Annotated in this window: 15 protein-coding genes and 1 pseudogene; 13 read left to right on the top strand and 3 right to left on the bottom strand. The window is 46.5% G+C overall.

Annotated elements, in window-relative coordinates; all coding sequences use genetic code 11:
* The first annotated feature begins 54 nt into the window (after positions 1–54).
* Together rpoE and pyrG are read left to right on the top strand one after the other, a co-directional pair.
* On the top strand, positions 55–582 hold the full coding sequence (rpoE, locus tag V7728_RS03185; protein WP_061581663.1) for a DNA-directed RNA polymerase subunit delta: 528 nt from the start codon (positions 55–57) through the stop codon (positions 580–582).
* 240 nt (positions 583–822) lie between these two features.
* Positions 823–2,430, top strand: a complete 1,608-nt coding sequence (pyrG, locus tag V7728_RS03180) for a glutamine hydrolyzing CTP synthase (RefSeq protein ID WP_007407615.1) — start codon at positions 823–825, stop codon at positions 2,428–2,430.
* Between the two features lie 47 nt (positions 2,431–2,477).
* Here pyrG and V7728_RS03175 read toward each other — a convergent pair whose 3' ends face one another.
* Positions 2,478–2,999, bottom strand: coding sequence for a DUF2529 domain-containing protein (locus V7728_RS03175; RefSeq protein ID WP_099567160.1), 522 nt, complete (start codon positions 2,997–2,999; stop codon positions 2,478–2,480).
* A gap of 164 nt (positions 3,000–3,163) precedes the next feature.
* Here V7728_RS03175 and spo0F point away from each other — a divergent pair, with 164 nt between their 5' ends.
* The 11 genes and pseudogenes from spo0F to V7728_RS03120 all read left to right on the top strand — a co-directional run bounded on the left by spo0F (position 3,164) and on the right by V7728_RS03120 (position 13,634).
* Positions 3,164–3,538 (top strand): sporulation initiation phosphotransferase Spo0F, encoded by a 375-nt coding sequence (spo0F, locus tag V7728_RS03170; RefSeq protein WP_012118670.1) that lies wholly within the window; start codon positions 3,164–3,166, stop codon positions 3,536–3,538.
* A 175-nt stretch (positions 3,539–3,713) separates the two neighbouring features.
* Positions 3,714–4,571, top strand: coding sequence for a class II fructose-bisphosphate aldolase (locus tag V7728_RS03165; RefSeq protein ID WP_003151102.1), 858 nt, complete (start codon positions 3,714–3,716; stop codon positions 4,569–4,571).
* Between the two features lie 118 nt (positions 4,572–4,689).
* Complete coding sequence (fsa, locus tag V7728_RS03160; protein ID WP_007407613.1) at positions 4,690–5,328, top strand: fructose-6-phosphate aldolase; 639 nt, start codon at positions 4,690–4,692, stop codon at positions 5,326–5,328.
* Positions 5,329–5,637: 309 nt separating this feature from the next.
* Positions 5,638–6,927 carry a UDP-N-acetylglucosamine 1-carboxyvinyltransferase gene (locus V7728_RS03155; protein WP_007407612.1) on the top strand — a complete coding sequence of 430 codons (1,290 nt, stop codon included), beginning with the start codon at positions 5,638–5,640 and terminating at the stop codon, positions 6,925–6,927.
* Between the two features lie 33 nt (positions 6,928–6,960).
* On the top strand, positions 6,961–7,926 hold the full coding sequence (gene glpX, locus V7728_RS03150) for a class II fructose-bisphosphatase (protein WP_003151105.1): 966 nt from the start codon (positions 6,961–6,963) through the stop codon (positions 7,924–7,926).
* A 201-nt stretch (positions 7,927–8,127) separates the two neighbouring features.
* Positions 8,128–8,336: pseudogene (locus tag V7728_RS20450) on the top strand (hypothetical protein).
* A complete protein-coding gene (gene rho / locus V7728_RS03140) occupies positions 8,333–9,619 on the top strand; it encodes a transcription termination factor Rho (protein ID WP_003151107.1) in 1,287 nt (428 codons plus the stop codon). Before V7728_RS20450 ends, rho begins: the two are co-directional and overlap by 4 nt.
* 121 nt (positions 9,620–9,740) lie before the next feature.
* Positions 9,741–9,941 (top strand): 50S ribosomal protein L31, encoded by a 201-nt coding sequence (gene rpmE / locus V7728_RS03135; RefSeq protein WP_003151132.1) that lies wholly within the window; start codon positions 9,741–9,743, stop codon positions 9,939–9,941.
* An 84-nt stretch (positions 9,942–10,025) separates the two neighbouring features.
* Positions 10,026–10,610: a thymidine kinase gene (locus tag V7728_RS03130; RefSeq protein ID WP_007614390.1), complete on the top strand. Its 585-nt coding sequence runs from the start codon at positions 10,026–10,028 to the stop codon at positions 10,608–10,610.
* A 283-nt stretch (positions 10,611–10,893) separates the two neighbouring features.
* Positions 10,894–12,591: an oxaloacetate-decarboxylating malate dehydrogenase gene (gene malS, locus V7728_RS03125; protein WP_007407609.1), complete on the top strand. Its 1,698-nt coding sequence runs from the start codon at positions 10,894–10,896 to the stop codon at positions 12,589–12,591.
* 86 nt (positions 12,592–12,677) lie between these two features.
* The gene (locus V7728_RS03120; protein WP_007407608.1) at positions 12,678–13,634 is read left to right on the top strand and encodes an AEC family transporter; all 957 of its coding nucleotides are present in this window, start codon (positions 12,678–12,680) and stop codon (positions 13,632–13,634) included.
* A gap of 33 nt (positions 13,635–13,667) precedes the next feature.
* On the opposite strand, the gene racA is transcribed toward V7728_RS03120, so the two are convergent.
* Entirely contained in the window at positions 13,668–14,231 is a 564-nt protein-coding gene (gene racA / locus V7728_RS03115; protein ID WP_012118668.1) for a chromosome-anchoring protein RacA, read from the bottom strand.
* Positions 14,232–14,341: 110 nt separating this feature from the next.
* Complete coding sequence (gene gloA2, locus V7728_RS03110) at positions 14,342–14,725, bottom strand: SMU1112c/YaeR family gloxylase I-like metalloprotein (RefSeq protein WP_003151138.1); 384 nt, start codon at positions 14,723–14,725, stop codon at positions 14,342–14,344.
* Positions 14,726–14,787 lie beyond the last annotated feature (62 nt).

Here is a 14,787-nt window from a genome sequence, read left to right as displayed (position 1 = left end):
TTATTATAGGATAGAAACAGATACATATAAGTAATAGAAAGGGAGTGTCCGACCTTGAGTATCAAACAATATTCTCAGGAACAGCTGAAGCAGATGGCTTTAGTTGAAATCGCTCACGAAATTTTCTCAGAACATAAAAAACCGGTTCCGTTTCAGGAGCTGCTGAATGAAATGATCTCCTTGCTCGGTGTTACGAAAGAGGAACTGGGCGACCGTATCGCCCAATTTTATACAGACCTGAACATTGACGGCCGCTTTATTGCTCTGTCAGACCAGACGTGGGGGCTTCGCAGCTGGTATCCGTACGATCAGCTGGACGAAGAAACACAGCCGACTGTAAAGGCGAAAAAGAAAAAAGCGAAAAAAGTCGTTGAGGAAGATCTCGACCTTGATGAATTCGAGGAAGTTGACGAAGATGACATCGATCTCGATGAAATAGAAGAAGATATTGACCTTGAAGCAGACAGCTTTGACGACGAAGATATCGATGAAGAAGATGACGACGAGCTTGAGATCGAAGACGAGATGGTTGAAGAAGATGAGGAAGATTATGATGATGAGGAAGAGGATCGCAAAGACTGATTTTATATCAGCAAAACGATCTTGACTTTCATTGTCGAACTATGTAGTATGTATTTTGGGCTCTTCAAAAAGAAGAGAATTCATAAGAGTGCTACGCTCCCTTTCAAGAAATTGAAAGGGAGCTTTCTTATTTTCATCTCCCAAATTCTTTTACACATCATTTGTTTTTAGTGAAATGATTTTCTATAAAACGGCACATTTTAAGGAATGTAGCGCAGACCGAAGAGAGGAGCAAACGAAATGACGAAATATATTTTTGTAACCGGGGGAGTTGTATCATCACTCGGAAAAGGAATTGTGGCTGCGTCACTTGGCCGCCTTTTGAAAAACAGAGGCATGAGCGTCACCATCCAAAAATTTGACCCTTATATCAACGTTGACCCGGGAACGATGAGCCCGTACCAGCACGGTGAGGTATTCGTTACCGATGACGGCGCTGAGACTGATCTTGACTTAGGGCATTATGAGCGGTTCATTGACATTAATCTGAACAGATTCAGCAACGTGACGACCGGTAAAATCTATTCTGCCGTATTGAAAAAAGAGCGCCGCGGGGACTACCTCGGCGGAACGGTTCAGGTCATTCCGCACATCACAAATGAACTGAAAGACCGCGTGTACCGTGCAGGCAAAGAAACAAACGCAGATGTAGTCATTACTGAGATCGGCGGAACAGTGGGAGACATCGAATCCCTTCCGTTCCTTGAAGCCATCCGTCAAATGAAAAGCGACATCGGCCATGAAAACGTGATGTACATTCACTGTACGCTTGTTCCGTACATCAAAGCGGCGGGCGAGCTGAAAACAAAACCGACGCAGCACAGCGTAAAAGAGCTGAGAAGCCTCGGTATTCAGCCTAATATCATCGTCGTGCGCACGGAAATGCCGATTTCTCAAGATATGAAAGATAAAATCGCGCTCTTCTGCGATATTGACACGAAAGCGGTCATCGAGTGCGAAGATGCGGACAACCTTTACTCCATCCCGCTTAACCTTCAGGAGCAGGGACTCGATAAGCTTGTCTGCGATCATATGAAATTAGAATGCAAAGACCCGGATATGACGGAATGGAAAGACCTTGTCACGAAAGTGAAAAACTTGTCTAAAACCATTACAATCAGCCTCGTCGGTAAATACGTCGAGCTTCAGGACGCTTACATTTCAGTCGTTGAATCACTGCGCCACGCCGGCTATGCGTTTGATGCTGATGTGAAGATCAAATGGATTAACGCCGAAGAAGTGACAGAAAGCAATATTCAAGAGCTGACTAGCGGCACAGACGGAATCATCGTGCCCGGCGGTTTCGGAGACCGCGGTGTAGAAGGGAAAATCATCGCCGCCAAGTATGCGCGTGAGAATAAAATTCCGTTCTTCGGCATCTGCCTCGGTATGCAGATTGCATCCATTGAATATGCGCGAAACGTATTAGGTCTGGAAGGGGCTCACTCTGCGGAGATCGATCCGTCCACTCCTTATCCGATCATCGACCTTCTGCCGGAACAAAAAGATGTCGAGGATCTTGGAGGAACGCTTCGTCTCGGACTGTACCCTTGTAAGCTTCAGGAAGACACGAAAGCCTTCGAAGCGTATGCGGATGAAGTGGTATACGAACGCCACCGCCACCGTTATGAATTCAACAACGAATACAGACAGCAAATGGAAGAGAACGGTTTTGTGTTCTCAGGAACAAGCCCTGACGGCCGTCTTGTGGAAATCATCGAGCTGAAAGACCATCCTTGGTATGTCGCTTGCCAGTTCCACCCTGAGTTCAAATCAAGACCGACAAGACCTCAGCCTTTATTCAAAGACTTTATCGGCGCTTCCGTACAAGCTGCAGAACAGAAGTAATAAAAAAAGACTTGCCTCCTTTAAAAGCGGCAAGTCTTTTTTCTGCATCAGGCATATTCCTGCATCATTTCCTTTAACGTAAAGGACAGTGCGTGATAGACATACAGGCCTGTCATTAATGAAGGAAAGCCGTATCTTGTCCCGTCTTCATCAGGCAGAAGCGGCATTTTTAATTTGCTGTCAATATGAACATCACAAAATTCCTCAATCCCGGTTTGATCTTTGATGACAGGAGATACGCCAACGAGGCCGATCCCTTTTTCATAAAGCTTTTGAGCCAGCGCCTGTTCTTCAGCCGTGCCCGGACCTGAACAAAACATCAGCACCCTGTCGCTTTCTGTAATCGAATCAGCTGTATCCGGAAACGCTTTGACGGAAGGCATCGGTTCTGAGCCGAGTTCCGCCTCGCACAAAATGCCCTGCATCTCATTTGCGCCGTATAAATAAATGGTATAACCGCTGACGGCTGCCTGCGCCAGCAGGCGCGCGCCGTCTTCTATTGCTTCGGATTCCTTATCCTGAATGCGGGAAAAAATGCCTGCAAGCTGCGTTGTAAATATCTTTAACATGAGTGAAACCTCCTTTACACATACAAGAACAGTATACAACAAAAGAGAAAATGCTCAGAAAATGTCGGAAAGTAGACTATTATAATTAAAGGAAATGTGAAAATCAAACAGAATACATAAACAACTGCTTCCTTTTGACGAAAATGATAATATTGGGGTGTAAAATGATGAATGAAAAGATTTTAATCGTAGATGACCAATACGGTATACGCATATTGCTCAATGAAGTGTTTCATAAAGAAGGGTACCAGACGTTTCAGGCCGCCAACGGCATACAGGCGCTGGACATCGTAACGAAAGAACGGCCCGATCTCGTGCTTTTAGATATGAAAATCCCCGGCATGGACGGAATCGAAATTCTCAAGCGCATGAAGATGATCGACGAATCTATCCGCGTCATTATCATGACCGCTTACGGAGAACTCGATATGATTAAGGAATCAAAAGAGCTCGGAGCGCTGACTCATTTTGCGAAACCTTTTGACATTGATGAGATCAGAGACGCGGTGAAAAAATATTTACCTCTAAAATCGAATTAATAAAATTAGAAACAATTATGTCATTGTGTTGCCGATTTGTCGAAAAGTTGGTATCCTAGAGATGGAGAAAAAGCGATCTGTTGTTTTACATATGACAGGTTTTTATGGTCATGCTATAGTTGGAAAGCTTTTTTCGAGAAGAAGCAAATCAGGCTACATAAGGAGGACTTTCGACATGCCTTTAGTTTCAATGACGGAAATGTTGAATACAGCTAAAGAAAAAGGATATGCTGTTGGACAATTTAACTTAAATAACCTTGAGTTCACTCAAGCTATTTTACAAGCAGCAGAAGAGGAAAAATCCCCGGTTATTCTTGGTGTTTCAGAAGGCGCGGGACGCTACATGGGCGGCTTCAAAACAGTGGTTGCCATGGTTAAAGCTCTTATGGAAGAATACAAAGTGACAGTTCCTGTCGCCATTCACTTAGACCACGGTTCAAGCTTTGAATCTTGTGCGAAAGCGATTCATGCAGGCTTCACTTCTGTAATGATCGACGCATCTCACCACCCGTTTGAGGAAAACGTAGCAACTACAGCTAAAGTGGTTGAGCTTGCTCATTTCCACGGCGTTTCAGTTGAAGCTGAGCTTGGAACTGTAGGCGGACAGGAAGATGACGTGATCGCTGAAGGCGTAATCTATGCTGACCCTAAAGAGTGTCAAGAACTTGTAGAGCGCACTGGCATCGACTGCCTTGCACCTGCACTGGGTTCTGTTCACGGCCCTTACAAAGGCGAACCGAACCTCGGTTTCAAAGAAATGGAAGATATCGGCAAATCAACCGGCCTTCCGTTAGTACTTCACGGCGGTACAGGAATTCCGACTGCCGACATTAAAAAATCAATCTCACTTGGTACGGCTAAAATCAACGTAAACACTGAAAACCAAATTTCTTCTGCAAAAGCTGTCCGCGAAACATTGGCAGCTAAGCCGAACGAATACGATCCTCGTAAATATCTTGGACCTGCTCGTGAAGCGATCAAAGAAACGGTTATCGGCAAAATGCGTGAGTTCGGTTCTTCAAACCAAGCTTAATCCAATGTAACATCCATAAACCGCCTGACAGCATTGACAGGCGGTTTTATGTCTTACCTTTAGAAAGCGCAATCATGTTTTACAGTTCTGAAAATTTATTACTGGGGAGGCTTTCCTTATGTTATTTTTCATTGATACAGCAAACATTGACGAGATTAAAGAAGCTTATGAACTTGGCGTTCTTGCCGGAGTTACGACAAACCCTAGTTTAGTGGCGAAAGAAGCTGACGTGTCTTTCCATGACAGACTTCGTGAGATTACGGAAGTCGTGAGCGGATCAGTAAGCGCGGAAGTCATTTCCCTGAATGCTGAAGAAATGATTGAAGAAGGTAAAGAACTTGCGAAAATCGCACCGAATATCACGGTGAAAATACCGATGACGTCTGAAGGGTTAAAAGCCGTAAAAGCGCTGAGCGACCTGAACATTAAAACAAACGTAACGCTCATCTTCAGTGCCAACCAGGCGCTTTTGGCGGCAAGAGCCGGGGCGACTTATGTATCTCCGTTCTTAGGCCGTCTGGATGACATCGGCCATAACGGTCTTGAACTGATTTCAGAAATAAGACAGATTTTTGACATTCATGACATTGATACACAAATCATCGCAGCTTCCATCCGTCATGCGCAGCACGTGACTGAAGCCGCTTTACGCGGTGCGCATATCGGTACGATGCCGCTGAAAGTCATTCACCAGCTGGCGAAACATCCGTTAACGGATAAAGGCATCGAGCAATTCTTGGCAGACTGGAATAAATAAGGGTGAAAAGGGCGGCAAACCGGTTGCATCCGTTTGCCGCACCCTTATGTTTTCCTGTTTGGCAGCGGGCCTTAAGTATCAAAGTGAAGAGTGTGTTTCCCCGGAATGTGAACCCGGCGGGCCTCTGTGCATCCTGTGTTAAAAATGCCCCGCAAAGCTTCGCTATTTTCTTCCTGTTATTTTATAATGTCCTTGTATTCTTTCTCTTCGAATTGGCTACATTTTGGACAAGAGCTTTATTTGCAGAGACAGAATAAAATGCCATTTTATTTACGCTCCGCAGCTATCTTCTTATGGAAGGAGACTATCATGGAAAAGTTGAATATTGCCGGCGGCGATCCGTTAAACGGAACCGTACATATCAGCGGCGCGAAAAACAGCGCCGTCGCATTGATACCCGCAACCATTCTGGCAAATTCCGAAGTAACGATCGAAGGGCTTCCGGAGATCTCAGATATTGAAACGCTGCGTGACCTGCTGAAAGAAATCGGCGGAAACGTCCATTTTGAAAAAGGAGAAATGGTCGTCGACCCTTCCCCGATGATCAGCATGCCGCTTCCCAACGGCAAAGTGAAAAAACTCCGCGCTTCCTATTACTTAATGGGCGCGATGCTGGGCCGCTTCAAACAGGCGGTCATCGGACTGCCGGGCGGATGCCATCTCGGGCCGCGGCCGATTGACCAGCACATCAAAGGGTTTGAAGCGCTTGGGGCGGAAGTCACCAATGAACAAGGCGCGATTTATCTGCGCGCCGAAAGGCTGAGAGGCGCACGGATTTATTTAGATGTCGTCAGCGTCGGAGCGACGATCAATATCATGCTTGCCGCTGTACTGGCTGAAGGTAAAACCGTGATAGAAAACGCCGCCAAGGAACCTGAGATTATTGATGTTGCCACATTGCTCACCAGCATGGGCGCAAAGATCAAAGGCGCGGGAACCAATGTAATCAGAATCGACGGCGTAAAAGAGCTGCATGGATGCAGGCATACGATCATTCCGGACAGAATTGAGGCGGGCACCTTTATGATCGCCGGCGCCGCGATGGGGAAAGAAGTCATTATTGATAATGTCATACCGACTCACCTGGAGTCTTTAACGGCGAAGCTCAGGGAAATGGGTTTTCACATTGAGACGAGTGACGATCAGCTTCTTATGCTCGGCGGGCAGAAGCAGATAAAACCGGTCGACGTAAAAACGCTTGTTTACCCGGGATTCCCGACTGATCTTCAGCAGCCGATGACATCTCTGTTAACGAGAGCCAGCGGTACGAGCGTCGTAACCGACACCATCTACTCGGCCCGATTTAAACATATAGATGAGCTGAGACGGATGGGGGCCAACATGAAAGTGGAAGGCAGGTCGGCCATTATCACAGGTCCGGCCGAGCTTCAGGGCGCAAAAGTAAAGGCGAGCGATCTGCGTGCAGGTGCTTGTCTGGTCGTCGCCGGGCTCATGGCTGACGGCGTAACCGAAATTACCGGTCTTGAGCATTTAGACCGCGGCTACAGCAATCTTGAGAAAAAACTCGAAGGTCTGGGCGCCACAATCTGGCGGCAAAGGCTGACGGACGAAGAGATAGAACAGCTCCAAAATTCATAGAAATGCGGACTTTTGAGAGGAGATCGTGTTGAAATGGAAAGAAGCTTATCGATGGAATTGGTTCGAGTCACTGAAGCGGCGGCTTTAGCATCTGCCAGATGGATGGGCCGCGGGAAAAAAGATGAAGCTGATGATGCGGCGACAAGCGCAATGCGTGACGTGTTTGACACGGTGCCGATGAAAGGCACGGTCGTGATCGGGGAAGGCGAGATGGATGAAGCGCCGATGCTTTACATCGGTGAAAAGCTGGGAAACGGATACGGCCCGCGCGTCGATGTCGCCGTCGATCCTCTTGAAGGCACAAACATCGTAGCGAGCGGCGGCTGGAATGCGCTGACGGTGATCGCGGTCGCCGACCATGGAACACTGCTGAACGCCCCGGATATGTATATGGAAAAAATCGCGGTCGGTCCCGAAGCGGTAGGCTGCATCGATATTGAAGCGCCTGTCATTGATAACTTAAAAGCCGTTGCGAAAGCGAAAAACAAAGACATTGAAGATGTCGTGGCAACCATTTTAAATCGTGACAGACATGAAAAAATCATCTCTGAATTGCGTGAGGCGGGCGCCAGAATCAAACTGATCAACGACGGTGATGTCGCGGGCGCCATCAATACGGCCTTTGACCATACGGGAGTAGACATTCTCTTCGGTTCAGGCGGGGCTCCTGAAGGCGTGCTGTCTGCCGTTGCGTTAAAAGCGCTCGGCGGCGAAATCATCGGCAGGCTTCTGCCGCAAAGTGCGGAAGAGCAGGCCCGCTGTGAGCGAATGGGCCTTGATGTATCCAAAGTGCTCCGGATGGAGGACCTTGTGAGAGGGGATGACGCCATTTTTGCCGCAACGGGCGTCACGGACGGAGAGCTGCTGAAAGGCGTTCAGTTCAAAGGCTCCGTCGGCACGACTGAAAGTCTGGTCATCCGGGCGAAATCAGGAACGGTCCGATTCGTTGACGGAAGACACAGCCTGAAGAAAAAACCAAATCTTGTGATCCGGCCATAAATAGATAAAAGCGGGACGGAAAGTCCCGCTTTTCTTTTGCAATAAAGAGTCAACCCTATCATTTATATGTCAAAGCATTATTTAAGTTGAATAATTTTTTGAAATGAGGTAAAAATAAAGAGTGCTGCGATTTTTCTGTGTCATTCCTTCTTTTGAGTACTGGGAAATTTTCAAATTCTACCGCATACAGACGATATAAATATTGATCTTCTCAAGTTTTTGTCCTCGCTTCCTTCAAAACTCATTAAGACATTCCTTTTTTAAAAAAGCGCCGATCATGGGTGGAAGTGTTACCGATAGAAGTTCCTGAACGTTTTATAAAAGAATGTGCTTTGGCGGAATCATGCGAAGCAGCCGATTTGAATGAAAACAGCAATACATTGACTATGAAAAGCGTGGTGTTTTTATGAAAGACGTATCTATTTCCTCTTTGGAAAATATGAAATTAAAAGAACTATATGAACTGGCCAGACATTATAAAATCTCCTACTACAGCAAACTGACTAAAAAAGAATTAATCTTTGCCATTCTGAAAGCCAACGCCGAGCAGGAGGATCTTCTGTTTATGGAAGGCGTGCTCGAAATCATCCAATCGGAAGGATTCGGCTTCCTCAGACCGATTAATTACTCGCCAAGCTCAGAAGACATCTACATTTCTGCTTCCCAGATCCGCCGCTTTGATTTAAGAAACGGTGACAAAGTATCCGGCAAGGTGCGTCCGCCGAAAGAAAACGAACGCTATTACGGACTTTTGCACGTTGAAGCGGTAAATGGAGATGATCCGGAATCTGCGAAAGAGCGCGTCCATTTTCCTGCGCTGACTCCGCTTTATCCGGACCGCCAAATGGTGCTTGAGACGAAACCGAATTATCTCTCAACAAGAATTCTCGATATGATGGCTCCCGTCGGTTTCGGCCAGCGCGGTCTGATCGTAGCGCCGCCGAAAGCCGGTAAAACCATGCTGTTGAAAGAAATCGCTAACAGCATTACGACAAATCAGCCTGACGCTGAATTGATTGTTCTCTTAATTGATGAAAGACCGGAAGAAGTAACGGATATTGAACGTTCCGTAGCGGGCGATGTCGTCAGCTCGACGTTCGATGAGGTGCCGGAAAATCACATTAAGGTAGCGGAGCTTGTGCTTGAACGGGCGATGCGTCTCGTTGAACATAAAAAAGACGTTATCATTCTGATGGACAGCATTACCCGCCTGGCACGGGCCTACAACCTCGTTATCCCGCCAAGCGGACGTACGCTTTCCGGCGGGATTGACCCGGCTGCGTTCCATCGTCCGAAGCGCTTTTTCGGTGCCGCGAGAAACATTGAAGAGGGCGGCAGCCTGACCATTTTGGCGACGGCGCTCGTAGACACGGGCTCCCGGATGGATGACGTCATCTATGAAGAGTTTAAAGGAACGGGCAACATGGAGCTTCACCTTGACCGTTCTCTTGCGGAAAGACGGATTTTCCCGGCGATCGATATCCGCCGCTCCGGCACACGGAAGGAAGAGCTGCTCGTGCCGAAAGAGCATCTTGACCGTCTATGGGCGATCCGCAAATCGATGTCTGATTCTCCGGACTTCGCAGAGAAGTTTATGAGAAAAATGAAAAAAACAAAAACGAATCAGGAATTCTTCGATCTGATCAACCAAGAATGGAAGCAGGCAAACCTTTCATCATCAGCCCGCCGCTGATAAAAAATGTATTTGCAAATGCAGTAAATGACTGATATAATTCTCTCATATGCGTTCCGGATTACTCCGGAATAATAACTCTGTTTCCACACGGGATTCAGGGCGGAAGGAGATGGATACAATGAAAGCAGGAATTCATCCTAATTTCAAAAAAGCAACAGTTAAATGCGCTTGCGGAAATGAATTTGAAACAGGCTCAGTAAAAGAAGAGGTACGCGTTGAGATTTGCTCTGAATGCCACCCATTCTACACTGGACGTCAAAAATTCGCTTCTGCTGATGGTCGTGTTGATCGCTTTAACAAAAAATACGGTCTTAAGTAATAATAGATTTTACAGGCAGGCAAGAATTGCTTCTTGCCTGTTTTTTATGCCCATAAACAGGAAAAAAAGGGGAGCGGATAGCCTATGTACATAATGAAGCAAAGCGGATGGCTTGAGCTGATATGCGGCAGCATGTTCTCTGGGAAATCAGAAGAGCTGATCCGCAGAGTGAAAAGAGCGACATATGCGAAGCAGGAGGTTAAGGTATTCAAACCTGCCATTGATAATCGCTACAGTGAGGAGGCCGTCGTTTCTCACAACGGCACATCCATGACAAGCCACGTCATCTCGTCTTCGGCTGAAATATGGGATCATATCAGTGAAAGCACGGACGTCATCGCGGTAGATGAGGTGCAGTTTTTCGGCGAATCGATCATCGGCGACTTATCCTCGCTTGCGGATAAAGGCTATCGTGTCATCGCGGCCGGACTTGATATGGATTTCCGGGGAGAGCCTTTCGGCGTGGTGCCGAATCTGATGGCGGTTGCCGAATCGGTGACGAAGCTGCAGGCGGTCTGCTCCGTTTGCGGGTCGCCGGCAAGCCGTACGCAGCGTTTGATTGACGGGAAGCCCGCTTCCTATGATGATCCGGTCATTTTAGTCGGCGCGTCGGAGTCATACGAAGCGAGATGCAGGCATCATCACGAAGTGCCGAAAAAAACAGACTGATAAATAACCCTTTTCATGAAAACATCGGTAAAAAATCCGGTGTTTTTTTGACGTTTTTTCAAAAATTGTAGTTAAATAACTTAAAAAAGAGTATGAAAAAATTAAGTAATTTTCATCTCTTGAATTTTCATTTTTACAGGCATAAAATGACTAAGTAATGTAAATAGTTATGAGACATTGTTCGAATAATTGTCAAAAAAAGATATAGCAGATCGCGATCACACTAGCCAAAATGGGTAATTACTTAACTTTGTTAACTATTTGAAGAAAGAAGGAGATTTTCTTGAATAATATTAAAGTAACGAAGGAAGGCAACTTAGAAACTACTTTAAGAGGAAAAGAAGTTCTATCTATCCCTACTTTAAATAAAGGTGTTGCGTTTTCAGCAGAAGAAAGAAAAAGCCTTGGATTAGACGGGCTGCTTCCTCCGACAATTCTGTCTCTTGATGAGCAGGCAAAACGCGCATACGAGCAGTTTCAAGCTCAGCCGGACCGCCTTCGCCAAAACGTATATTTGAATGATTTGCAAAACCGTAACGAAGTTCTTTTCTTTAAATTGCTTCAAAACCATCTTCGTGAAATGCTGCCGGTTGTTTACACACCGACTGTCGGTGAAGCGATTCAAGAATACAGCCATGAGTACAGAAGACCTCAAGGGATTTACCTTTCTATCGATAACGTGGAAGGAATTGAAGAGGCATTTGAAAACCTTCATGCCACTGCCGGAGATATTGATCTGATCGTTGCGACAGACTCAGAAAGCATCCTCGGAATCGGTGACTGGGGTGTAGGCGGTATCAACATCGCCATCGGTAAATTAGCGGTATACACAGCTGCCGCCGGTATTGACCCAAGCCGTGTTATTCCTGTCGTTCTTGACGTCGGTACGAACAATGAAAAACTTCTGAACGATCCTTTATACATCGGTAACCGCCATGAACGTATCCAAGGCGAACGTTACGAAGCTTTCGTTGACGCTTATGTAAAAGCTGCGCTTAAATATTTCCCTAAAGCTCTTCTTCACTGGGAAGACCTTGGAAACAAAAACGCGCGCAATATCATGAAGAAATACAACCATGAAATTCTTACATTCAACGATGACATTCAAGGAACAGGCGCGATTACGCTTGCAGGTGTGCTTGCGGCTATGAAGAAAACAGGCGCGTCTATTAAAGACCAGCGTGTGGTTGTCTTCGGTGCGGGATCTGCCGGAATCGGAATCGCTGACCAAATCCGCGACACTATGGTGCTTGCCGGTCTTTCTGAAGAAGAAGCCAACAAAGCGTTCTACACAATGGACTACAGAGGCTTGTTAATTGAAGGTATGGAAAACATTCTTGATTTCCAAGAGCCGTACCTGCGCACAGCTGAAGAAATTAAAGATTGGAAACGCGATGAAAATGGACAAATTCCTTTCATTGAAGTGATCCGTCAAGCGAAACCGACAATCTTAATCGGTACATCAGGCCAAAGCGGCGCGTTCAGTGAAGAAATCGTCAAAGAAATGGCAAAACACGTTGAGCGTCCGGTCATCATGCCGATGTCTAACCCGACACCGCTTGCTGAAGCCGTTCCTAGCGATCTTTTCAAATGGACTGACGGCAAAGTGCTTGTGGCGACAGGAAGCCCGTTTGACAATGTAGAGTACAATGGCGTTTCTCATGAAATCGGACAATCTAACAACGCATTCGCGTTCCCTGGACTTGGTCTCGGTTCAATCGTTGTAGAAGCGAAAGTGATTACTCCTGCAATGTTTGCGGCAACTGCTGACGCAATCGCAGAAAGCGTTGATTTTGAAACACCGGGTGCAGGCCTTCTGCCGAGCATGAGCGACTTACAAGAAGTTTCAATTAAAGTTGCGATCGCCGTAGCGGAAACTGCCATTAAAGAAGGCGTGGCAAACCGCATTCCTGAAAATGTAGAACAAGCCGTTCTTGATGCAATGTGGAAACCGCAATATAAACAAGTTGTCGCTAAATAATTTTTACGATTAATTTTACAGTCCGAGGGAAAGCTTTTATGTAAAGGCTAAAGTATACGGACATTAAGGATTTGGAGGAGAATATTTTGAGCTTCTTAGATATTTTAATCCTCCTGGCGCCGATCTTTTTCGTGATCGTGCTGGGATGGTTCGCAGGTCGCTTCGGAAGTTATGACGCGAAGTCAGCAAAAGGGGTAAGCACCTTAGTTACGAAGTACGCGCTTCCGGCGCATTTTATCGCAAGTATTTTAACCACTTCAAGAAGTGCGTTTTTATCACAGGTTCCTTTGATGGTCGCTTTGATCATTGGGATTGTCGGATTCTTTATCGTCATTCTGTTGGTTTGCAAATTTATCTTCAAGTATGATTTAACGAATTCATCTGTATTTTCTTTAAACTCTGCACAGCCGACATTTGCTTTTATGGGTATTCCCGTACTAGGAAGCTTATTCGGAGCAAGCGAAGTAGCGATTCCTATCGCCGTTACGGGTATCGTGGTTAACGCCATACTTGACCCGCTTGCGATCATTATCGCTACTGTCGGTGAGTCATCTAAGAAAAAAGACACTGAAAACGAGAACTTCTGGAAAATGACTGGTAAGTCTATTCTTCACGGTCTTTCCGAACCGCTTGCGGCTGCACCGCTTATCAGTATCATTCTGGTACTCTGCGGTGTAACACTCCCTGGCTTGGGAGAAAAAATGCTTGATCAGCTCGGAAGCACAACATCAGGTGTTGCGCTCTTCGCCGTCGGTGTAACTGTCGGTATCCGCAACATTAAGCTCAGTCTGCCGGCTTTCGGTATCGCTTTGTTAAAAGTTGCCGTTCAGCCTGCGCTGATGTACTTGATCGCTCTTGCAGTCGGACTTCCGGCTGACCAGATCACTAAAGCGGTATTGCTCGTTGCATTCCCTGGATCTGCGGTAGCGGCGATGATTGCCACACGTTTCGAAAAACAAGAGGAAGAAACTGCGTCCGCGTTCGTGATCAGTGCGATTTTATCTCTCATCTCACTGCCGATCATCATTGCGCTGACTGCATAATGAAAAGCTCCCTGTTTCAGGGAGCTTTTTTGATTAGAATTGAAATTTAAAAGGCGAAAATCTCGTTTTTTTTCTGGGTTTCTTATGTTCTGAAGAAGCGGCTGTTTCTGAGAGGGGAGCTGTCTGGGCAAGTTCCTGGATGCGGGAGGCCAATGTCTGCAATTCGGTATTGAGGTCGTCAATTTCCCGCCTGTGCTGAAGAAGCTGATAAGACACCCCTTCATCCGCCTTTTGTTTCAGCTGGCGTTCAAGCTCCTCTATCCTTGAAAGCAGATGGCTCTCACCTTGTTTCTCTTTCGTGAGAATGTCCAGTTTGCGCTCCAGCTCTGCCAACCTTTGTTCAGCGCCGCCATTGATTTTCGGACGCTGCAAAATGAAGCCCGTCCGTTTTTTCGGCTGCCGGGGCACTTGAACGTCCAGAAGGGCAGTGCCTTCAGAAATTTGCCGTTTGACCGATTTCAGCACATCAAGATCCTCAGGTGTAAAGGAATAATGTCCGAGCTCATTCCGTTCAGCCGGAAGATTCAGCTGCTTGACCCACCTTTGCACCGTTTTTGCGGAGACGCCGAGCTCTTTCGCGGCCATGTTTGTATTCATGATCACATACCTCCTTTTTGCTAGGTATTCGACCATGAGGCGGCGTTCCCTTCATGTTAGACAAAACAAGAAGGAATTCGCCAAAGAAAGCGGCATTTCTTCAAAAAACGTTACGCTTCATACAATTCAAGCGGAAGCTTGTCGGGATCAAAGAAAAAGGTAAACCGTTTCCCCGTCAGCGGATCGGTTCTGATCGGTTCTGTGCCGACGCCCTTTTCCTTTAGCTCCCTGACGGCTGCTTCAAGATCGTTTACGGTGAAGGCGAGATGCCGGAGACCTGCGGCTTCCGGTCTGGTCGGCCGTTCGGGCGGATCGGGAAAGGAAAACAATTCAATCGCGTACGCGCCGTCCAGCGCAAGATCAAGTTTATAAGATTCCCGTTCCTTTCGGTATGTTTCTTTTATAATGCCGAAACCGAGAATCTCGGTGTAAAAAGCTTTCGACTTTTCATAATCAGAGCATATGATTGCTATATGGTGGATGGATTTCAGCATATCCGCCCCTCCTTTTTTGCTTCAGTATAACAGAGGCGAATTGCTTTTGACTGGCGATAAGC

The organism is Bacillus sp. JHAA (genome assembly GCF_036961585.1).
GTDB lineage: Bacteria > Bacillota > Bacilli > Bacillales > Bacillaceae > Bacillus > Bacillus velezensis.
This window is presented reverse-complemented; position numbering and strand designations above follow the sequence as displayed.